Here is a 21,088-nt window from a genome sequence, read left to right as displayed (position 1 = left end):
GCGAAGGGCCGGACCAGCGGCGTCTCGCGGCAGTCCTTCAGGGAATTTCGAACGCCCGTTCATCCTCCGACACGCCGGATCCCTGAAAAAACTCCGGACCGAGTTCGGAAACGGGTGCGCCCTTGCAGCGGAAATTCGCGATGAGCTTGCCGCCCTTGTCGACGACGACGCCATCCTTTTTCCAGCCTCTGCCGCTGCCGGTATAGACCACATAGTCGTACTGGCCCTTGCTGAAGCGCAGAAAGGCGCCACCGCCCCCGGAATACATCAGGGTTGCGCCTTTGGCGGCAGCCGCCGGATGAGCGGCCGGCTCGGGCAGCCTGATTTCCGGATGGCCTTCCGGGCCGAACCGGTACTGGATGGAACCCGCCGTCGGCGACAGCTCCTTCGAGGCGCAAACCGACACGGTCTTCTCGCCCACACTGCAGGAGAACACCGTTTTCTCCTCGGCGGTGCAGTGGCTGGGCGCGGCGCGTGAAACAGCCGGAACCAGGCCGAGCGCCAATAAAGCCACGATTCTTTTCATTCGAACCTCCTTACGAGCCGGAAAGCCGATCTTACTCCAAGACCGCAGCGTCCTTCCTCTGCCTCATTTCGAGGCACAGTGTTCCGCAATGGCGCCCGAATCATTCGAAAACATCTCGCCATCCCTCTTCCCATGATCTCTTCGTTCAATTTTATCAATACGTTAAGCGCAAATACCTGCGTATGGCACAGGTAGTGCTTCACTCGTATTGAAACCTGCGCCAACGGCGGCGCGGCACCAGGACAAAGGCGTCTTGGGCTTTTGCGGAATGCCCTCCGCGAAGCCCGGACGCTTTTTTTTGCGTCAAGACTTACCCCGATGCGGCACCGCAAGGCCGAAAACCCGGAGCAACCGTCATGAACCTAAAAGAATTCAAGCAGGCCGGACATTGGCCGACCCTGCTCTCCGCCTTTCTCTATTTCGACGTGTCCTTCATGGTCTGGGTGATGCTCGGACCGCTTTCCCTCTATATCACCAAGGACCTGACGCTGCCGCTCGAAGAGAAGTTCACCATCGTCGCCATACCCATCCTCTCCGGCGCGGTGTTCCGCATCATCCTGGGCTCCATGGCCGACCATGTCGGCCCCAAGCCGACCGGCATCCTGGCCCAGCTGCTGGTGATCCTGGGCCTCGCCTATGTGTTCGGGTTCGGTCTGCACTCCAAGCTGGAAGTGGAGCTGCTCGGCCTGCTGCTGGGCGTGGCCGGCGCCAGCTTCGCCGTGGCCCTGCCGCAGGCCAGCCGCTGGTATCCGCCCAAGTTCCAGGGGGTGGTGATGGGCATCGCCGGGGCCGGCAACATGGGCGTGGTGCTCGACTCCATGATCGTGCCATGGCTGGCCGAGAAGTTCGGCTGGCAGGCGGTGTTCGGCTTCCTGCTCATTCCCTTGGTGATCGTCCTGACCGTCTACGCGGTGCTGGTGAAGGATGCCCCGGACAAGCGGACGCCGGTCACCCTGGCGAACTATGCCGCGGTCATGAAAGACCCGGACGCCTGGTGGTTCATGTTCTTCTACTCCATCACCTTCGGAGGCTTCGTCGGTCTCGGCAACGCCCTGCCGCTGTACTTCACCCACTGGTATCACGTCTCCGGCATCGCGGCCGGCATGATGGTCGCCATCGTGGTGTTCGCCGGCTCGATGTTCCGTCCGGTCGGTGGCTATCTCGCCGACCGCATCGGCGGCATCCGCGCCCTCCAGATCCTGTTCGTGGTGGTGTCGCTGGCTTACCTGGCGATCTCGTTCATGCCCGAAGGCCCGGCACCTGAAGCGCTGGGCACCGCCAAGGTGGCCGGCTGGGGCTTGGGGGAACTGCCGGCACAAGGCTGGGGAGCGGTCGCCGTCTTCTTCGCCGGTACCCTGGCGCTGGGAATGGGCAACGGCTCGGTGTTCCAACTGGTGCCGCTGCGCTTCCGCAAGGAAATCGGGGTGGTCACCGGCCTGGTCGGCTGCGCCGGCGGCGTGGGCGGCTTCTTCCTGGCGAAAACCCTCGGCCTGTCATGGGAAATACAGCACGGCTTCGCACTCGGATTCAGCGTATTCGCCGTCCTTCCGCTGCTCGGCCTGGGCGGGCTGATGCTGGTGAGGAAACGCTGGCGCACGACCTGGGGCGCGGTCTCCGGGGCGCGGGTCTGACCGCGGGCCGGATCCCGACAGCGCCATGAGCGTTTCCGGCCAACCCGTCCTCCGCGCCGCCGTCGTCACCCTGCAAGGGCGGCGCGAAGACAACCAGGACTTTGCCGCCATCGCCGAACCATCGCCGCGGGATGCCGCTGCGCGCGGCTTCGTGGCGGCCGTGGCCGACGGCATCGGCGGTGCCCGCGGCGGCCGGGTCGCCGCGGAAGTGTCGGTGCGCAGTTTCATGGAAGCCTACTACGGCCTGTCCGAAACCTTGGGCATGCAACAGTTGCTGGACCGTTGCCTGGGCTCGGCCAACCGCTGGGTGCACGCCATGGGCCGGCTCGATCCCGAGCTGGCACACATGGGCACGACTTTCAGCGGATTGATCTTCCGCGGCCGCCGCGCCTATCTGGTGCATGTGGGCGATTCCCGGATTTACCGCCTGCGCGGCGACGAACCCGAGCTGCTGACCTCGGATCACACCCTGAGCGGACCGGGGCTGGATCATGTGCTGTACCGCGCGGTCGGACTCGATCCCGGCCTCCGGATCGATTACAGCGTGTACCCGCTGGAGCCGCACGACCGCTTTCTGCTGTGCAGCGACGGCCTGCACGGCAGCCTCCAACAGGAACAGATCAGGGAGATCCTGCAGGAGCGGGCCACCCCCGAAACCACGGCCGAGGCGCTGGCGCGCCTGGCATTCGAGCAGGGCAGCCAGGACAACATCACCGCCCTGGTGGTGGACGTCATCGCCCTGCCGCCCGCGGACAAGCAGTCGCTGCGCCTCGCCATCGAATCCCTGCCGCTGCTGGATCTGCCGGAGGTGGGCGACGAGGTGGACGGTTTCAGGCTGGAGCGCCTGCTGTCCTCGGGGCGCTACAGCGCGCTGTTCCTCGCTGCCGACACTCTGGGCCAGGACAAGCCGGTGGTGGTGAAGTTTCCGCATCCCCGGGTCGCCAGCGAACGGGAATACTACGACGCCTTCGTGCGCGAAGCCTGGATCGGCGCCCGGGTGAAAAGCCCCTGGGTCGGCGAGATCCTCGAACAGACTCCCGGACGCCAGAGCCGGCTCTATTCGGTCATGCCTTTCTATCCCGGCGCCTCCCTGGAGCACGAGCTGGCGCGCCGGCCACGCATCGGCCTGGAAGCCGGGATCGATCTCGCCTTGAAGCTGTGCAAGGCGGTGCATGCGCTGCACCGCCAGCAGATCGTCCACCGCGACATCAAGCCGGACAACGTCCTGCTGGACCCGGAAGGCGGCCTCAAGCTGCTGGACCTCGGCATCGCCCGGCTGCCGGCCTGGGACGAGGATCAGGCCGACCCCATCCCGGGCACCCCCAGCTACATGGCGCCGGAAATGTTCCAGGGCGAACGCGGCAGCATCGCCACCGACGTGTTCGCGCTCGGCGTGACCCTCTACCGGACGTTCGCCGGCGGCGCCTACCCCTATGGCGAGGTCGAACCCTTCAGCACACCCCGTTTCGGCAGCCCCAGACCGTTGACCGCCCACCGCCCGGACCTCCCGGCCTGGCTGGACGCGGTGCTGGCCCGTGCCATCGCGGCCGATCCGGCGCAGCGCCCGGCCGATGCCGTCGAACTGGCTTACGAGCTGGAAGCCGGGCTGGAAAAAGGTGGCGGCAGGCGTCCCCCCCGCCGCCCCCTGCCGCTGTATGAGCGCAATCCCCTGCAGTTCTGGAAGGCCGTCGCGGCGCTGCTGCTGGCCCTGCTGGCCATGGCCGGCCTGCGCCTCTCACTGTCCTGCCGCCCGCCTTCGGAAGCGGCATCCCGCAACAACCCCTTGATTCACGATAACGGAGACTCGCGATGAGCAAGCCCAAACTCGTCCTCGTCGGCAACGGCATGGCCGGCGTCCGCACGCTGGAGGAGCTGCTGAAGCTGGCGCCCGGCAAGTACGACATCACCGTGTTCGGCGCCGAACCCCATCCCAACTACAACCGCATCCTGCTCTCGCCGGTCCTTGCCGGCGAAAAGAAGCTGGACGACATCATCCTCAACGACGAGGACTGGTATGCCGGACACGGCATCACTTTGCACAAGGGCAAGACAGTCGTCGCCATCGACCGGGGCCGCCGCCGCGTCCGCACCGAAGACGGAACCGTAGCGGGCTATGATCGCCTGCTGCTGGCGACCGGCTCGATGCCCTTCATCCTGCCGGTGCCGGGCAGGGACCTGGAAGGCGTGGTCGGCTTCCGCGACATCCGCGACGTCGAGCGGATGCTGGAAGCCTCGGAAAAGCACCGCCATGCCGTGGTCATCGGCGGCGGGCTGCTGGGACTGGAAGCCGCCAACGGCCTCAAGAAGCGCGGCATGAACGTCACCGTGGTGCACCTGCTCGACACCCTGATGGAGCGGCAGCTCGACAAACCGGCAGCGGCCCTGCTGCAACGGGCCCTGGAAAACAGCGGCCTCAGCTTCAAGCTGGAAGCCCAGACCGAGGCCTTGCTGGGCGAAGGCCGGGTCCGCGCCGTCCGCTTCAAGGACGGCTCGGAAATCCCCGCCGATCTGGTGGTCATGGCAGTGGGCATCCGTCCCAACATAGAACTGGCCAAAGCCGCCGGCATCCATTGCGAGCGCGGCATCCTGGTCAGCGACACGATGCAGACCTTCGATCCCCAGGTCTATGCGGTCGGTGAATGCGTGCAGCACCGCGGTGAACTGTTCGGCCTGGTCGCGCCGCTGTTCGAACAGGCCAAGGTCTGCGCCAACCATCTGGCCGAATTCGGCATCGCCCGCTATCGAGGATCGGTCACCTCGACCAAGCTCAAAGTGACCGGCATCGACCTCTTCTCCGCCGGGGAATACCAGGGCGGACCCGGTTTCGAGGAACTGCTGTTCCAGGACCCTTCGCGCGGCGTCTACAAGAAACTGGTGGTCCGCGACAACAAAGTCGCCGGCGCGGTGCTGTACGGCGACACCGTGGACGGTGCCTGGTATTTCCAGATGATGCGCGACGGTACCGACATCTCCGCGTTCCGCGAACACATCCTGTTCGGCCAGGCCCACGTGGGCGATTCCGGCCATGGCGCCGAAAGCCATGCCGCCCGGCTGGCGGAGGACGCCGAGGTCTGCGGCTGCAACGGCGTCTGCAAAAAGACCATCGTCGATGCCATAATCCAGAAGAAACTGTTCACGTTGGACGAAGTGCGCGCCCATACCAAGGCCTCGGCCTCTTGCGGTTCCTGCACCGGCCTGGTCGAACAGCTCCTGCAGAGCACCCTGGGCAGCGATTACTCGGTCAGTCCCGCCAAAAAGCCCTTGTGCAGATGCACGGATCTCACCCACGAGGAGGTGCGGGAAGCCGTGCGTACCCATGGTCCCAAAACCATCCCGCAACTCATGGGTGCGCTGGGCTGGCGAACACCAGACGGCTGCCACACCTGCCGCCCGGCGCTCAATTACTACCTGCTGTGCCAATGGCCGGGCGAATACCGGGACGACCCGCAATCCCGCTTCATCAACGAACGGGTCCATGCCAACATCCAGAAGGATGGCACCTACTCCGTGGTTCCCCGGATCTGGGGCGGCGTGACCAATCCGCGCGAACTGCGGGCCATCGCCGACGTGGCCGAGAAATTCCGGGTCCCCTGCGTCAAGATCACCGGCGGCCAGCGCATCGACCTGCTGGGTGTGCCCAAGGCACGCCTGCCGGCCATTTGGGCGGAGCTGGGCAAGCATGGCCTGGTGTCCGGCCATGCCTACGGCAAGTCGCTGCGGACGGTGAAGACCTGCGTCGGCAAGGAATGGTGCCGCTTCGGCACACAGGATTCGACCACCCTGGGCATCGAGCTGGAGAAGATGACCTGGGGCTCCTGGACGCCGGCCAAGGTCAAGATGGCGGTGTCCGGCTGTCCCCGCAACTGCGCCGAGGCCACGATCAAGGATTTCGGAGTGGTGGCGGTCGACTCCGGCTGGGAACTGCATGTCGGCGGCAACGGCGGCGTGAAAGTGCGGGCGACCGATTTCCTGTGCAAGGTACAGACGGATGAGGAGGTCATGGAATACGCCGCGGCCTACCTGCAACTGTACCGGGAAGAAGCCCGCTACCTGGAACGCACCGCGCACTGGATCGAAAGGGTGGGATTGCCGTACGTGCACAGCCGCATCGTCGACGACGCCGAAGGCCGCGAGGCGCTGCGCGCCCGCTTCCTGGAATCGCAGCGGAAAGCGCAGATCGATCCCTGGGCCGAGCGCGCGCAGGGGGCGGAAAGACACGAGTTCGAGCCTCTGACACTCCGGGAGCGGAACAACCATGCCTGCATCGCCTGAGGAAAGCGCCATGACCCCGTGGACTCCAATCGCCCGCCTGGAAGAGATTCCCCGCCAGGGCGCCCGCGTCGTCGCGACGCCGGAAGGCGCCATTGCCGTCTTCCGCACCCTCGACGACCGGGTCTTCGCCCTGCTCGACCGCTGTCCGCACAAGGGTGGACCGCTGTCCCAGGGCATCGTGCACGGCGCGCGCGTCGCCTGCCCCTTGCACAACTGGGTGATCGAGCTGGATTCCGGCCAGGCGGTCGCACCGGATGAAGGCTGCGTCCGCCGTTTCGAAACCCGTCTCGAGAATGGCATGGTGGCCATCGCCCTCCCGGATTCACTGGTGGGACCCTGACATGAGCCCCCAGTTCCGGCGGACCGTCCACACCACCTGTCCCTACTGCGGCGTAGGCTGCGGCGTGCTGGCCACGGTCACGGATGCGGGTGTGAAAATCCAGGGTGACCCGGACCACCCGTCCAACTTCGGCCGCTTGTGTTCGAAAGGTTCGGCCCTGGGGGAGACCCTGTCGCTCGGCACCCGCCTGCTCCATCCCGAAATCGGCGGCATCCGGACGGGCTGGGACGAAGCCCTGGACACGGTCGCCGGCCGGTTCCGCGAAACCCTCGAGCGGTACGGCCCCGATTCGGTCGCGTTCTACGTGTCCGGCCAGTTGCTGACCGAAGACTACTACGTCGCCAACAAACTGATGAAGGGCTTCATCGGCTCGGCCAACATCGACACCAACTCCCGGCTGTGCATGTCCTCCACCGTCGCGGGCCACAAGCGCGCCTTCGGCGAGGACCTGGTGCCGGGCTGCTATGAGGACCTGGAACTGGCCGATCTGGTGGTGCTGGTCGGCTCGAACACGGCCTGGTGTCATCCCGTGTTGTTCCAGCGCATCCTGGCGGCGCGGCGCGCCGACCCGAAACGCCGCATCGTCTGCATCGACCCGCGCCGAACGGCGACCGCGGAAGCGGCCGACCTCCACCTCCCCATCCGGCCGGGCACCGACGTGCTGCTGTTCAACGGGCTGCTGCACTATCTGCGGCACAACGACTGCCTCGACTTCGAATTCATCGAACGGCATACCGAAGGCTATGCCGCAGCCTTGAACATGGCGAAGGAAACCGCGCCCACCGTTCCGTCCGTCGCCGCCGGCTGCGGGCTTGCGGAGAGCGAGGTGGCGCAGTTCTACCGGCTGTTCGCTGCGAACGAACGGACGGTGACCCTGTGGTCGCAGGGCGTCAACCAGTCGACCCAAGGCACCGACAAGGTCAACGCCATCCTCAACGTGCATCTCGCCACCGGTCGCATTGGCAAGCCGGGGGCCGGCCCCTTCTCGCTGACCGGCCAGCCCAACGCCATGGGCGGCCGCGAGGTCGGCGGACTGGCCAACCAGCTCGCCGCCCATCTCGACCTCGACGACCCCCGCCACCGCCGGCAAGTACAGGAATTCTGGCGATCCCCGCGCATCGCCGACCGGCCCGGCTACCTGGCCGTCGATCTGTTCCGGGCCATCGGCGAAGGCAGGATACGCGCGGTCTGGATCATGGCCACCAACCCGGCGGTCAGCCTTCCAGATGTCCATGCCGTACGCCGCGCCTTGAGCGCCTGTCCCTTCGTCGTGGTGTCCGACTGCGAACGCGACACCGATCTGTCCCGCTTTGCCCATGTCCAGCTGCCGGCGCTGGCCTGGGGCGAGAAAGACGGTACGGTCACCAATTCGGAACGGCGCATCTCACGCCAGCGCGCCTTTCTCGATGCCCCCGGCGAGGCGCGGCCGGACTGGTGGATCATCGCCGAGGTGGCCAGACGCATGGGTTTCGGCGCCGCATTCGACTACCGGAGCGCCGCCGACATTTTTGCCGAACACATCGCTCTCTCCAGGATCGCCGGCGCCGAAAAACGCCGCTTCGACCTGTCCGGGCTGCAAACCGCATACGACGAGCTGGCGCCGACCCAGTGGCCGGTCGACGCCGGGAATCCGCAAGGCACGCCGCGGCTCAGCTTCGACGGCCGGCTCACCTTCGTCGCCGTCCGGCCGCAGGCCCCGGCCCATGCACCCGATGCCGGTTATCCCCTGATCCTCAACACCGGCCGCATTCGCGACCAATGGCATACCATGACCCGGACCGGCAAGACCCCGCGCCTCACCGGACACCTGCCCGAGCCTTTCGCCGAGGTCCACCCCATCGACGGCAGCCGGCTGGAACTCACCGACGGCGCCCTGGCCCGGCTGGAAAGCCGCTACGGCAGCGCCCTGGTGCGGGTCCGGTTCAGCGCCGGCCAGCAGCCGGGTACGGTGTTCACCCCCATGCATTGGAGCGAGAGCAACAGCCGGCAGGGCTTGGTCAACGCCCTGGTGAATCCGGCGGTCGACCCCGTTTCCGGCGAACCCGAGTTCAAGCACACACCGGTAAGGGTCATGCCCTACCGGCCCCGATGGTACGGATTCGCCATCGCCCGGCGGCGGATCGAATTCCCGGACGCGGCCTACCGGGTGGTGATTCCCGCCCGCCACTGCTGGCGCCACGAGCTGGCCGGCGAAGTCCTCTCGGAAGACTGGCAGCGCTGGGCGCGGGAACGGCTCGGCCCGGAAGGCGATGGCTGGGACGACTGGCTGGAATTCGCCGACCCGCGCGCCGGCCGCTACCGCTGCGCCTGGATCGTGCAGGGGCGGATCGAGTTCGCCTTGTTCGTGAGCCCCAGCCATGAACTGCCGCCGCGCGACTGGCTCGTGAGCCTGTTCGGCCAGGACGCGCTGTCCGAGACGGCGCGCGCCGGTCTGCTGGCGGGACGGCCGCTTTCGGCCGATGACGATCGGGGCAGGATCGTCTGCGCCTGTTTCGCCGTAGGGGAAAACACCCTGCGCCGGACCATCGCGTCAGAGACCCTGACCACCGCTGAACAGGTCGGAACGAGCTTGAAAGCCGGAACCAATTGCGGTTCCTGCCTGCCGGAAATCCACGCACTCCTTGCGGAAGCGCAGCACTGACGGGCAGGATATCCGCAGACTCCGCTTCGATCGAATCGTATGGACAACGCCCAGGAAACCGCCGTCGGCAACGGTATCGAGAAACCCCGGCTGACACTGGGTTTCATTCCTCTCACGGACTGCGCTCCGCTGGTCATCGCCCTGGAAAAAGGTTACTTCCGGCGACACGGCCTGGACGTCACACTGTCGCGCCAGCCGTCCTGGGCGGCCATCCGCGACAAGGTCGCGACCGGCCTGCTGGACGGCGCCCACATGCTCGCGCCGATGCCGATCGCCACTACCCTCGGCCTGGGGGGGGTACGGAAGGCTACCATTGCGCCGATGTCGCTGGATCTGAACGGGAACGCCGTGACGGTGTCCAACGCCCTGTACCGGCGGCTCACGGCCGTGGCCGGTGTCGAGCCTGCCCAGCGGCCGGTTTCGGCCCGCTGCCTCCGGCGTTTGCTGGACAGGGACGGCGAGGTCCTGCGGTTCGCCACGGTATTCCCCTTCTCCTCGCACAACTACCTGCTGCGTCATTGGCTGGCGTGCGCCGGGGTGGATCCCGACCGCCACGTCGGCATGACGGTCATTCCGCCGCCGCAGATGCCACGTTGCCTGGCGGCGGGGGAGATTTCCGGCTACTGCGCGGGTGAACCCTGGAATGCCCATGCCGTGGCCCAGGGGATCGGCCGTGTACTGATCACCGGTCATGAAATCTGGAACAACAGTCCCGAAAAAGTGCTGGGCGTCAACCAGGACTGGGCCGAACACCATCCCAATACCTTGCGAGCCCTCCTCATGGCCCTGCTGGAAGCCGCGCAATGGCTCGATCGGCCCGAAAACCGGCCGGAAGCCGCCGCCCTCCTCGCGAATCCCGACTATGTCGGCGTGCCGGCGGAGATCCTCCAGATGTCGATGACGGGTTCGTTTCAATATGCGGCGGGCGAGCCGGCCGTATCCCTCCCCGACTTCAACGTGTTTCACCGCTATGCCGCGACCTTCCCCTGGCGTTCCCACGCCCTGTGGTTCTTGACCCAGATGCTGCGCTGGGGGCAGATCGCCGAACCCCTCGACCTGCACGCGGTTGCGGCACGGGTGTATCGCCCCGACCTCTACCGGGAGGCCGCGACGGCCCTGGGTCTGCCCTGCCCGTCCGGAGATTACAAGCGCGAGGGCATCCATGCCGCGCCCTGGACCCTGGATACCGGCACCTCGTTCCTGGTCATGGGACCGGACCTGTTCTGCGACGGAATCGCCTTCGACCCGGCCGATCCCATCGCCTATCTCGCCGGCTTCGGACTTCACCGCCTGAGGGTGAGGCTCGACGATCTCCGCAGGGAAGGGAATCCGCCGTGAGCCTGCGCATCATGCTGGTCGACGAGGACGACGAGCGCGGCGCCGTGCTGCAGGAGGCGCTGGCCGAAGCCGGCTACCGCGTCGTGGCCCGCCTGCGAAACGAGGAGAACCTGGCGGTCGCGGTGCGCGAATACAAACCGGATATGGTGATCATCGACATGGAAGCCCCGGGCCGCGATACCCTGGAACAGATGCGCGAGGTCAGCCGGGACAACCCCAAACCCATCGTGCTGTTTTCCAACAACCGCGACAGCGAATACATCCGCCAGGCGGTACGGGCGGGCGTCAGCGCCTACGTCGTCGACGGACTGAGCCGCGATCGGATACTGCCCATCGTCGAGGTCGCCATGGCCCGCTTCAGCGAATTCCAGGTGCTGCGACGCGAACTCGAAGACACCCGCGCCCGGCTCGCCGACCGCAAGCTGGTGGAGAAAGCCAAGGGCCTGCTCATGAAGCACCGCGGCCTCAGTGAAGACGAGGCCTATCAGTCGCTGCGCAAGACCGCGATGGCCAGGAACCAGCGTATCGTCGACGTCGCCCGCATGCTGCTGGCGCTGGAAGAATTTCTCTGACACGTACGAGCGTTCGTGTATCCGGCAGCCGGCTCCGGAACCGCCCCATGATAGACTGCGGTTTTCGAATCCCCAGGCGCGACCCTGAGCGTGGCGCCAGGACTCTGCGAACAACCGACCGGGGCGGGCGAGGACAAGACGCGCCAGACTGATGGCCGAAGCCTTCGAGCATCTGGAGGACCGCCATCCCCCGTCGAAGGACGTGGCGACCGCCGGTCGGGTGCGTGACACCGGATTGCGGCTGCAGAAGGAGATCGAGGAAGTCGAAGCGACGCTTCGTCTCGAGATCGGAAAGACCCGACTGGAAATCCGCGAGGTGGAAGTGCGATCGACACAAGCCATCCATCGCCAGCCCCTCTGGATAATCGGGGCCGTTGGCGCCGTGGCAAGCCTCATCCGGCTGCTGGAATGGTTCCTCACCCATCTTGCCGACCCCCTAGCGCAGATGCCTCTCCGCGCTTCCACCCGCGCCGAACCGGCACCGCCGATCGACCGTTCCCAGTCCGGCGGACGGTGACCGCCACAAATTGCGGCACGACGCCCCGATATCGTGCTCCAGTCGCGCACGGCGATTCACCCCTGCCACTCTCACCCCATTGGAAACAGATGGTTGTATCTATTCGACTCCATTGGCATCGATAGTGCTTGGGCGATGACTGGATAAAGCGGTATCCCGCGCCAGCGGCGGCGCGGACTTTTGAGACAAAGGCGTCTCGCGGTTTCCGGAACGTTCCGGGAACGGCGGACGCCTTTTTTTGTGCGGATTTTGTGCGAACGTAAAGCAAAGTATTCCGGGGGACACGAAAATGGCTCAGACGAATTCGAACCAGACCACGGCATCGCCCGTATCTTCCGGCGCCATCGACCGCCGGTCCAAGAGCGTCGGCACCGCCCTGTTCAGTACCCTGCTGGCTTTGTCCCAGGCCACCTGGGGAGCGGACAGACAGACCGAGCCTCCCAGCGCCTCGCCCACCGAATGGGCCGGGCCGGCGGACACCAAGATCACTCTGGAAGCATTCGACCGTGCCCGTGGCGAATTCGCCGACTGGTTCGGCAATCCCTTGGTCAAGGGAAAACCACTCCCCAAGGATTACAACTACAGTTTCGTAGGCAACAAGTTCCAGCTGGGCCTGCGGATGACCGGCCAACCGTTCGAGGCCTTCGCCCAGTTCCAGGACACCTACATCGGCGGCCTGCCGACCAACGGCGTCGGCATCGGCGCCGCCTACTATGCCAGCACGCCGTTGAGCACCCAGAACGGCGCCTTCCTGCGGCAGGGCTGGCTGCGGCTGAAGGATATGTTCGGCGTCGACGGCCTGTATCTCAACGGCGGCCGCCAACTGTTCTACGACGGCCAGCAGGGGCCCGCCCGCCACAAGAACCTGCGCTGGATCCAGGACTATCGCATCGCCCAGCGCCTGATCGGCCCGTTCGAGTACACCCACGCCGGCCGCAGCTTCGACGGCGGCAGCATCGGCTATCTGACGGATGACCTGGAGGCGGTCGGTTTCGGCTTCATGCCCACCTTCGGCGGCTTCGAGTCCAACGGCATGCCGACCATTGGCAAGGTCAATGTGGCGGGCGCGAGTCTCAGCCTCCGGGATTCGGAAAACGTCGGCAACACCATCGGACGCCTGTCCTGGTACTACTACTCGGACGACCGGAACATCCTGTTCGTCGACAACCGCCCCCTCGCGGCACGCGAAAAAGCGGTGGGCCGAGGCTCGGCGATCCACACCATCGGCGGCCACCTGGCGCATGTCGAGGAAATCGGCCCCGGCGTGGCGGACGGGACGGTCTATGCCTTCGGCCAGGTCGGCAACTGGCAGGGCCAGAATCAGCGTGCCTGGGCCTTCGGCGTCGAAGCCGGCTACCAGTTCAAGGAAGTATGGGCGGCTCCCTGGCTGCGGGCGGGCATCAACAGCGGCTCGGGCGACGACAACCCGAACGACGACACCCACGGCACCTTCTTCCAGATGCTGCCCACGGCCTGGCTGTATGCCCAGTTCCCGTTCTACAACATGATGAACAACCAGGACGTCTTCGTGCAGGGCATGCTGACCCCCGACCCCAAGCTCAGCCTGCGGCTGGACTTCCACGCATTGCGGGTCAATGCCCCCCAGGACTTCGTGTATTCGGGCTCGGGCGCGACCAACGACACCGTGTTCGGCTACGTCGGCACGCCGACGGGCGGTGCCAGCAACCTGGCCTATCTCACCCACATGATGATCAACATAAAGCCGATCGACCATCTGGCCTTCAACCTGTTTTACGGCCATGCCTTCGGCCAGAGCATCATCAACAACCAGTACGACGGCAAGCAGGGCAACTACGGTTTTCTGGAGGCCATCGTCTCGTTCTGAGCATCGGCACCAATGGCTCTGGAATCCGTCCCGACCCGCCCACGCCGCGCTTTGCCAGACGGAAAACCATGCCGACCCGATGCCTGCCCGTCCTGCTGCACCCTGTTGCGCCGAGCCGGGCGACCGCCGCATGCCCGGTTCCCACGGTTCGGGCGAATGCCCGCCGGTGCAGGAGCGTGCGGTTGTGGCTCAGGCGCCCGACACGTCCACCTGCACCATGCCGTTCTCGATCCGCATCGGATATTCCTGCATACACCAGCCGGTCGGCTGCAGGCACCGGCCGCTGCGGCCGTCGAAAACCCAGCCGTGGGCGATGCAATAAAGAATCCGGCCATTGAAATCCCCGCGCCCCAGCGACACCCCCTCGTGGGGGCAGCGGGCGTCGTAAGCCTTCGGCTCCCCGCCGTCTGGCCACAGAATGACGATTTCCTTCTTGCCCACGGTCAAGGGCACCAGTTCGCCTTCGCCGAGCAGGCTTTGTTTGCAGACGTCTTCGAAAGCCATGCGTGTTTCCTTTTTGCCAGGGGTTGGTCAGAAATCCAGGACGAGCCGACGTCCAGCAGCGATGCCTGGCCTGCGCTGCCCGGTCTCACGAGGAACAACTCACCTCGATGTTGCGCATGTAGTCCGGCGGCTCGGCGGCGTAGGCTTCCATGTCGGGCTGCTCGTCGTACGGGCGGCGCAGCAGCTCGGCCAGCCTCGCGACCTCCGAATAGTCTCCCAGCATCGCTTTGTCGATGGCGATCTGCGCCAGATGATTGCGCAGTACGTATTTCGGATTCACCCGGTTCATCCGCCCTGCCCGCGCTTCGTCGTCGACATTCTGCTCGCTGCGCAGCCGGGTCCTGTAGTCGGCGACCCAGGCGTCGAAGGCATTGATGTCGGCGAACGCCTCCCGTACCCCCCTGGCGGGCGCGTCGCTGTCGGCATGGATCCGGCCGAGCAGCCGGAAGCTGCGGGTGAAATCGCCCCGGCCTCTTTGCAGCAGCCCCAGAAACTCGTCGATCAGTCCGGCATCGGTTTCGCGGACCTCCCTGAGCCCCAGCTTGTCGGCCCAACCGCGCATCACCGCGCGGTGATAGACGGACGCGTAGCGCCGTAGCAGATCCTGACCGATTTCCGCCGCTCGGCCCGGAGCGTCCGCCAACAACGGCGACACTGCCTGCAGCAGGCGCTCGCAGTTCCAGCGGCCGACCTCGGGCTGGGCACGGTAGGCATAGCGCCCCTCATAATCGGAATGGTTGCACACGTGGTACCAGCGGAACCGGTCCATGAAACCGAACGGGCCGTAATCCAGAGTGAGACCGAGCACCGAGAAGTTGTCGGTGTTCATCACCCCATGGCAGAAGCCCAGCAACTGCCATTGCGCGATGAGGCGGGCGGTGCGTTCGATCACCTCGCCCAGCCAGGCGGCATGGCGTTCCGGGTGGCCTTGCAGATGCGGGAAGTGCTCGGCGATCACGTGGTCCGCCAGCCTGGCCATCGGTTCCGTCTGTCCCCGCCCGGCGAAGTATTCGAACTGGCCGAAGCGCACGAAACTGGCGGCGGCACGGCAGACCACGGCGGCGCTCTCCACGGTTTCCCGCACTACCGGTTGCGGCGACGCCACCAGGCTCAGACAGCGGGTGGTCGGCACCCCCAAGGCGTGCATGGACTCCGATGCCAGGTATTCCCGGATCGACGAACGCAGCACGGCGCGACCGTCCAGCCCGCGCGAATAGGGCGTCGGCCCCGCACCCTTGAGCTGCAGTTCCACCCGCTCCCGGGCTGGCGTGCGCACTTCCGCGATCAGCAAGGCGCGGCCGTCGCCCAACTGCGGCACCCAAGCGCCGAACTGATGGCCGGCGTAGACCGAAGCCGACGATGCGTATCCCGGCCAGGGGCGGTTGCCGGCCAGGATTTCGAGGAGCTGCGGCCCCGCCTCCGGGCCGAAACCCAGTTCACCGGCCAGCGCGGCATTGAAGTGCACCATCCTCGGCTCCGGCAGGGACGTGGCCGCGACCGGTTGGTGAAAGGGTCTTCCAAGCCGCGAATAGACGGGACAAAGCGGCAGATCGGCCAGACCGCGCGGCGGGGAGAAGGCTCCTGGCATCGCCGTGGACATACGTTCAATCCCCGGCGCCGCCAGAAAATACCGCGCCCACCGCCCAGGCGGGGCGATCATGGTACGCATCGGGAGCGGTGACCGGCGCCCGGTGGAACTCGGGGCAGGCGTCCCGAGCGGTTGCAGCCATGCTCATCGTCTATTCGCTTCCGGAGCAAAGATGAAAAGAGTTCCTCATCCGAAGCAATTCGCACGCCAACAAGCGCGAACGATGAGTCATTGATTTAACGAGGAAATCGGAAGGCGGGCTTGTCTCGAACCGGACAAAAGGCCGATCCCGTACAGCCGGCCGGATCCTCCGTGCTCACACGGCGACGCCTTCGAGCCGCAGCATCCGTACCTTGGTGGCGACGCCGCCATGCGCGGAAAATCCGCCCAGTTTCCCGCCTGCCCCCAGAATCCGGTGGCAGGGAATGATGAGGGGAACGGGGTTGCGTCCGAGCGCCTGGCCGACCGCACGGGCCGCGGCAGGCCGATTCAAGGCGCGGGCCAGTTCGCCATAAGTGCGGACCTGACCGGCGGGTACGTCCCGTGCGGCCGAGTAGACGGCCCTGGCGAACGGACCCGCGCCGTCCGGTTCCACCCGAACCCTGCTGAAGTCCTGGAGATCACCCCGGAAGTGCCGCCGGACTTTCTCGATCACCTCCGCGATCGCCGGCGGCGGCACCGTCGGCGATCCCCCGCACCGCCGGGCCATCGCCGCAGCGGTTCCTGCCGCCGTCGCCTCGGGAAGCAGGAACAGGGTGACCACCGGCGCCTCGTCCTTTCCCTCGAACGCGCGCCAAGCGATCCCGCAGACACCGAAACCGGTATCGAACAGGCAATGGCCCAGGGACTCTGCGTCTGTCAACCCGAGGTCAGGCATGCTGTTTCGTTTAGTGCAGACGGCTCTCTCAAGCGCTGCGCGCCTGCTCCTCCCTTCCCTTTTCCCGCGCCAGCAGCCTGGCCAGTTCCCCCAGTTCGCCGGCAAGGATCTCGAGATAATCGTCGGCGCTGATGATCCCCACCAGCAGCCCCCGCTCGTCGACCACGGGAATGCGCCGCACGCCATGGGCGCGCATGCGTTGCAGGGTCTCCCACAAGCCGTCCTGTTCCCGCGCCGTGACGAGTTCGAAACTCATCACGTCGCCGACCGTCACGGCATCGGGGGCGACTTCCTCCGCCAGAATCTCGACCACCAGATCCCGGTCGGTCAGGATGCCGAGGGGTTTGCAACCGCCCTCCGCCTCTTCCACCACCACCACGCTGCCGACATGATGCGCGCGCATCACCTTGGCTGCCTCCACGATCGTATCGTCCTTGTCGACGATGACGGTGTCCCGAATACAAAACTGACCGATGGACATGCTTGCTCCTCGCTGAGTCGCCGTTGTGAAACTGCCTGAAAAATAAAGAGGAGGCAACCGCTCCTTTCCGAAACCGATTGTCGGCGATTCCCATCCGGAGGGGCAACCGTCGGATTCGGAAAAATTCGGCACGCATCCTGCATCGACGCCGTCATGCCGGACACCCGGACAGACAACCGAAGGTACGATATGGACTCAGTCAGAACAGCAACTTACATCATCGGCCGGTCGGCGGGACGAAGCGCATCGCCCGTCGACGATGCGGCAAATGACCCTTCAACCACACCCGGCAATACCGCAGGCAACGGTCATGACCTGTCGCAAGTCATCCAGGATTCCCTGTCTGATCTGACCGAAGCGATCAATCCGCCTGCCCAGGTGCCAGCAGCCGCCGGAGCTGCCATGCCTGCCGACTCCGACCGGCGACACCCGCGACCGCGAAGCCGGTGAAACTGGCCGGCAGGTACGGGCGAATCCGGGCGGTTCGTACTTCCTGGACCGGCCCCTCGTCCATGAAAGGGTTGCAAGATCAGAGGCCGCCTCATCCGTAAGGGCAACAGGGTGAAAGCCCTCGTGCCCGCGGTGTTCAACCGTGCCAACCAGGAAGGCATCACCGACCGGCCCAATCCGGCAGTTGCACTCAAGTGCAAATTGATCCAGAGCCGGGAGCGGTTCCCAGAGCCTGCCGAGTCGCCGCAGTTCTTTGCAGCCGTAGCCGATTCGCCGCTTGCGGACTTCTTCCTTCTTGCGATACTGATCGGGGCACGGCGCTCAAACGTTCAAGAAATGCGCCGGCAAGACATAGACGCCGCCGGGGGCGTCAAGGCGGGGGCGCAGATTGTCCCACTCAAGAAGAAGGCAAAGGCATGAACGCACGACTGCACGATGAAGACTTCTACACTTGGACCCACACCCAAGCCGGATTACTGCGGGAAGGGCGGCTTGCCGAACTGGACACGGAGCATTTGATCGAGGAGCTTGAAGCGATGGGAGCACGCGAGCGGCGCGAACTGGTAAACCGGCTAACCGTTCTGCTGGCGCACCTGCTGAAATGGGCCCACCAACCCGACCGGCGCGGCAATAGCTGGCGGCGGACGATCCAGATTCAACGGGGCGACGTGGCGGACGTGCTGGACGACAACCCCGGCCTGCGTCCGGAGCTGGGAGCGATATTCGGCAAGGCCTACGCCAAGGCCCGGCTACTGGCAGCCAACGAAACCGGCCTTGACGAACACGCCTTTCCGGCTGATCCGCCTTTCAGCGTAGACCAGACCATGAGTATGGATTACTGGCCGGAGTGACTGGGCATCGGTGCCCTAGGTGTCAAGTCCCGCCTGTTTATAAACCTTTTTGCGAAAGAGATGGGGATGGGATGTATGCCAGTTTTTGAGCGCTTGAACGGGAGTGATATGACCCAAGGCCCGCTGGGGGATATGCTGATTGTAGAGAGCGACGTAGCAGTGCAAAGTGGTTTCCAGATCGGCCGTGGAGTCGAAGCGATGGGTTTGCAGGACCTCCTCGATGCGGCCGTTGAAACGCTCGACCATGCCGTTGGTTTGGGGCCTTCGGGGCGGAATCAGGCGGTGTTCGATGGCCTGTTCGGCGCAGAGGCGGTCGAAGTCATGCGTGCCCGAAGGCTGCCGGGTTCGGGTCAGGAAGCGATCGGTGAACTCCGACCCGTTGTCGGTCAGGCACTTCTGGATACGGAAGGGGGCCGCCTCAATCGCCGCTTTAAGGAAAGCCTTGGCGCTTTGGGCTGTGCGGTTGGGCTTAAGAGCGACATACACCCACCGGGTGGCGCGGTCGATGGCGACAAACAGGTAGCGGCGCGGCTCACTGGCGATGGCCGGCAGATACTTCACGTCCACCTGGACAAAGCCGGGTTCATAGGCCTTGAAAGGTTTAACCGGGGCCTTCTCCGCCGGCGGGAGCAGGGCCTCGAGGGACGCCACCCCGTGGCGGCGCAAGCAGCGGTCCAGCCCGGAACGGGACACCGCGGAATTGAGAAACTCCCGCGTCACCGCCAGGAGATCATCCAAAGGCGGCCCGCAGGGACTTCCGCAAAATAGACCACGATGGCTTCCTGGGCCGGCGTCAGCGTGGTGTGGTATGGAGGCGGTGCGAGGCATCTTCGACCGAATCGCGGCGTTTCCATTTACGGGCGGTCGTACGGCTGATGCCATGCTTTTGGGCCAAGGCGCGCTCGCTCAGGTCGGAGGCTCGAATCGCTTGCCTTACGGCGGGCGTGGTGCGGGCATTCTTAATGAAGGCGAATCTGCATGGTGACGAGCCTGACCGGGTTGACCCAAAACCTCCCGGAGAAGACTCCGGGCCTCGAAAAGAGGATAACTCCTCCTCGGCAAATAATCACACGGGACCTGACAATTAGCTTACCACCAGGGTTTTTTCAGAGGTTCCTTAACGAGCGTAATACCTCAGCCAAGCGGAAAGCAGCACCCGAACTGGCAACCGTGCAAATAACTGCACCGGGATTGTCATGGGTCCCATGGGAAAAGCCGTAACCTAGAATAAAGGGGCGGTTTCATGCCCCACCCGACCTACAAGCCCTGTAGAAACAAACTTCGGTCTGAGACCGCCATAAAACGGACGTAGAGTTTTCCTAAAAGAGCCTCTCGTGAACTCAGTAATTTGTTCCGAATGTGGTACGATTAGACCAGTCGAAATAACGCAGCAAACCGTGCGCACCCCATGCCCCAACTGCGGGGGAACAGCCTTGACCATTAGTGTGTCAATAAACGAGCGTTTATACGCTGTCAGGGTTGTTCAACGCTAAATACCGTCATAGGCCAAGAGCCGGTGGAGGCAGATGGCGTTGTCGTAAAGGGCGGAGCGGATGTTGGCTTGTCCATTATGTCGCAAGAGGTTCAAGGCGAAGTGGCGCAGCAGGGCAAAGACGCCGGGATTTCGGCGGATGCGGCTGGAGTCCTCGCCGAGGGAGACATCGAGCACATGATGAAGGCGGTTTTCGATGGCCCAATGGCCGCGGATGACCTGAGCTAAAGTGGCCGCCGAGGCGGTGCAGGTCGCCAAGTAATAAGCAGGGGATTCCTGGCGGGGCTCGAAGCGGCGGTGGTAGGGATTGAAAACTTCGATCTGGCGCTGCCCCTCGATCACGGTCTGGGAGTGGTCATGCCAGGGGTCGGTGCCGCTGCCCGGCGGGAGCGGCCACAGGCGCACGGTGCGCTGTTCGATGCGGTTGCGCCGGCCCAGGTCGACGGTGTAGTGCTGTTCGGCGTGAGGTTGGCTCTGGCATAGCGTCCGCACCGCGGCCAGCAGCTTGGGATGATTGCCTTTGAGCTGCACCAGGAGGTGATTGCCGGTGGCGAGCACGGTTTCAACCGTTTTTTTGAAGGTGGAGGGCATTGAGCGTATAGAGCCGCCCGCTCAGCCCCAAGGTTTCGATGAGGCGCTGGGCCGCCTGGATTTCATGGTCCTTGTCCGCCTCCTCGATCAGGGTCTGGCCCAGCACGATCCGCTCTTCGGTGGCGAAGGCGCTGAGCACCTGGGCGGCCTTGCGGTCCTCGAAACGGTCCAGGCTGCCGCGCAAGGTCTTGCCGTCGAGCGCGATCACCGCCGCCCCTTCGGCCAAGCGCGCGGCATGGGCGCGAAAATGCGGCGCCAGGGCTTGCACGTCCAAGCCCTGCAAGGCATAGCGGATCGAACTGTAAGCCGGCGTGCGGCGCCACCGGCAACCGAAGGCCGCGTTCAAAGCCGCCTGATGGGTGTGCAGGAACTGATGAATGCGCCGGTAGGACGTCGCGCCGCTCATGATCGCCAAGATGCTGAACAGCAGCATATGGGGCAGGTCGAACAGCCGCCCCTGGGCACGGCGATGATCCGGAATGGCCAGCAGGCCCTGTTTCAGGGCGGACAACGGGAACCTCTTTGAAAATCTTGACTTCTTACATCAATTTTTCAGCATTGAACAGCCCTG

16 protein-coding genes and 2 pseudogenes are annotated in these 21,088 nt (G+C 65.0%); 11 read left to right on the top strand and 7 right to left on the bottom strand.

Annotated elements, in window-relative coordinates:
* Positions 1-37 precede the first annotated feature (37 nt).
* Positions 38-526, bottom strand: coding sequence for a hypothetical protein (locus tag H156_RS0115160; RefSeq protein WP_017365013.1), 489 nt, complete (start codon positions 524-526; stop codon positions 38-40).
* Positions 527-882: 356 nt separating this feature from the next.
* On the opposite strand from H156_RS0115160, the gene H156_RS0115155 reads away from it, so the two are divergent.
* The 9 genes from H156_RS0115155 (at position 883) to H156_RS0115115 (ending at position 13,683) form a co-directional block, all read left to right on the top strand.
* Entirely contained in the window at positions 883-2,157 is a 1,275-nt protein-coding gene (locus H156_RS0115155; RefSeq protein ID WP_017365012.1) for an MFS transporter, read from the top strand.
* 25 nt (positions 2,158-2,182) lie between these two features.
* Positions 2,183-3,970 carry a bifunctional protein-serine/threonine kinase/phosphatase gene (locus H156_RS0115150; RefSeq protein ID WP_017365011.1) on the top strand — a complete coding sequence of 596 codons (1,788 nt, stop codon included), beginning with the start codon at positions 2,183-2,185 and terminating at the stop codon, positions 3,968-3,970.
* Positions 3,967-6,429 (top strand): nitrite reductase large subunit NirB, encoded by a 2,463-nt coding sequence (gene nirB, locus H156_RS0115145; RefSeq protein ID WP_017365010.1) that lies wholly within the window; start codon positions 3,967-3,969, stop codon positions 6,427-6,429. Before H156_RS0115150 ends, nirB begins: the two co-directional genes overlap by 4 nt.
* 10 nt (positions 6,430-6,439) lie before the next feature.
* Positions 6,440-6,769: a nitrite reductase small subunit NirD gene (nirD, locus tag H156_RS0115140; RefSeq protein ID WP_036246724.1), complete on the top strand. Its 330-nt coding sequence runs from the start codon at positions 6,440-6,442 to the stop codon at positions 6,767-6,769.
* Position 6,770: 1 nt separating this feature from the next.
* Positions 6,771-9,410: a nitrate reductase gene (locus H156_RS0115135; RefSeq protein ID WP_017365008.1), complete on the top strand. Its 2,640-nt coding sequence runs from the start codon at positions 6,771-6,773 to the stop codon at positions 9,408-9,410.
* A gap of 39 nt (positions 9,411-9,449) precedes the next feature.
* Positions 9,450-10,748 carry a CmpA/NrtA family ABC transporter substrate-binding protein gene (locus tag H156_RS0115130; RefSeq protein WP_017365007.1) on the top strand — a complete coding sequence of 433 codons (1,299 nt, stop codon included), beginning with the start codon at positions 9,450-9,452 and terminating at the stop codon, positions 10,746-10,748.
* Complete coding sequence (locus H156_RS0115125) at positions 10,745-11,320, top strand: ANTAR domain-containing response regulator (protein ID WP_010959933.1); 576 nt, start codon at positions 10,745-10,747, stop codon at positions 11,318-11,320. Before H156_RS0115130 ends, H156_RS0115125 begins: the two co-directional genes overlap by 4 nt.
* 151 nt (positions 11,321-11,471) lie before the next feature.
* Positions 11,472-11,837 carry a hypothetical protein gene (locus H156_RS16495; protein ID WP_017365006.1) on the top strand — a complete coding sequence of 122 codons (366 nt, stop codon included), beginning with the start codon at positions 11,472-11,474 and terminating at the stop codon, positions 11,835-11,837.
* Between the two features lie 289 nt (positions 11,838-12,126).
* Entirely contained in the window at positions 12,127-13,683 is a 1,557-nt protein-coding gene (locus H156_RS0115115) for an alginate export family protein (protein ID WP_017365005.1), read from the top strand.
* A 189-nt stretch (positions 13,684-13,872) separates the two neighbouring features.
* On the opposite strand, the gene H156_RS0115110 is transcribed toward H156_RS0115115, so the two are convergent.
* The 4 genes from H156_RS0115110 to H156_RS0115095 form a co-directional block, all read right to left on the bottom strand.
* Positions 13,873-14,187, bottom strand: coding sequence for a Rieske (2Fe-2S) protein (locus H156_RS0115110; protein ID WP_010959931.1), 315 nt, complete (start codon positions 14,185-14,187; stop codon positions 13,873-13,875).
* Between the two features lie 85 nt (positions 14,188-14,272).
* Positions 14,273-15,775: a protein adenylyltransferase SelO gene (locus H156_RS0115105; protein WP_238536837.1), complete on the bottom strand. Its 1,503-nt coding sequence runs from the start codon at positions 15,773-15,775 to the stop codon at positions 14,273-14,275.
* A 316-nt stretch (positions 15,776-16,091) separates the two neighbouring features.
* Positions 16,092-16,652 (bottom strand): methylated-DNA--[protein]-cysteine S-methyltransferase, encoded by a 561-nt coding sequence (locus H156_RS0115100; RefSeq protein ID WP_017365003.1) that lies wholly within the window; start codon positions 16,650-16,652, stop codon positions 16,092-16,094.
* A gap of 28 nt (positions 16,653-16,680) precedes the next feature.
* The gene (locus H156_RS0115095) at positions 16,681-17,133 is read right to left on the bottom strand and encodes a CBS domain-containing protein (RefSeq protein WP_017365002.1); all 453 of its coding nucleotides are present in this window, start codon (positions 17,131-17,133) and stop codon (positions 16,681-16,683) included.
* Between the two features lie 561 nt (positions 17,134-17,694).
* Here H156_RS0115095 and H156_RS0115085 point away from each other — a divergent pair.
* Together H156_RS0115085 and H156_RS0115080 are read left to right on the top strand one after the other, a co-directional pair.
* Entirely contained in the window at positions 17,695-18,003 is a 309-nt protein-coding gene (locus tag H156_RS0115085) for a site-specific integrase (RefSeq protein ID WP_010959927.1), read from the top strand.
* Positions 18,000-18,434: a DUF29 domain-containing protein gene (locus H156_RS0115080; RefSeq protein WP_017365000.1), complete on the top strand. Its 435-nt coding sequence runs from the start codon at positions 18,000-18,002 to the stop codon at positions 18,432-18,434. Before H156_RS0115085 ends, H156_RS0115080 begins: the two co-directional genes overlap by 4 nt.
* 15 nt (positions 18,435-18,449) lie before the next feature.
* Here H156_RS0115080 and H156_RS16340 read toward each other — a convergent pair.
* Positions 18,450-19,398: pseudogene (locus tag H156_RS16340) on the bottom strand (IS481 family transposase).
* Between the two features lie 528 nt (positions 19,399-19,926).
* A pseudogene (locus tag H156_RS17605) lies at positions 19,927-20,998 on the bottom strand (ISAs1 family transposase); the annotation flags it as partial.
* Positions 20,999-21,088: the final 90 nt, after the last annotated feature.

Source organism: Methylococcus capsulatus str. Texas = ATCC 19069, from assembly GCF_000424685.1.
Classification (GTDB): Bacteria; Pseudomonadota; Gammaproteobacteria; order Methylococcales; family Methylococcaceae; genus Methylococcus; species Methylococcus capsulatus.
The sequence above is the reverse complement of the archived record's forward strand: the minus strand, read 5'-3'. Positions and strand labels throughout refer to the sequence as shown.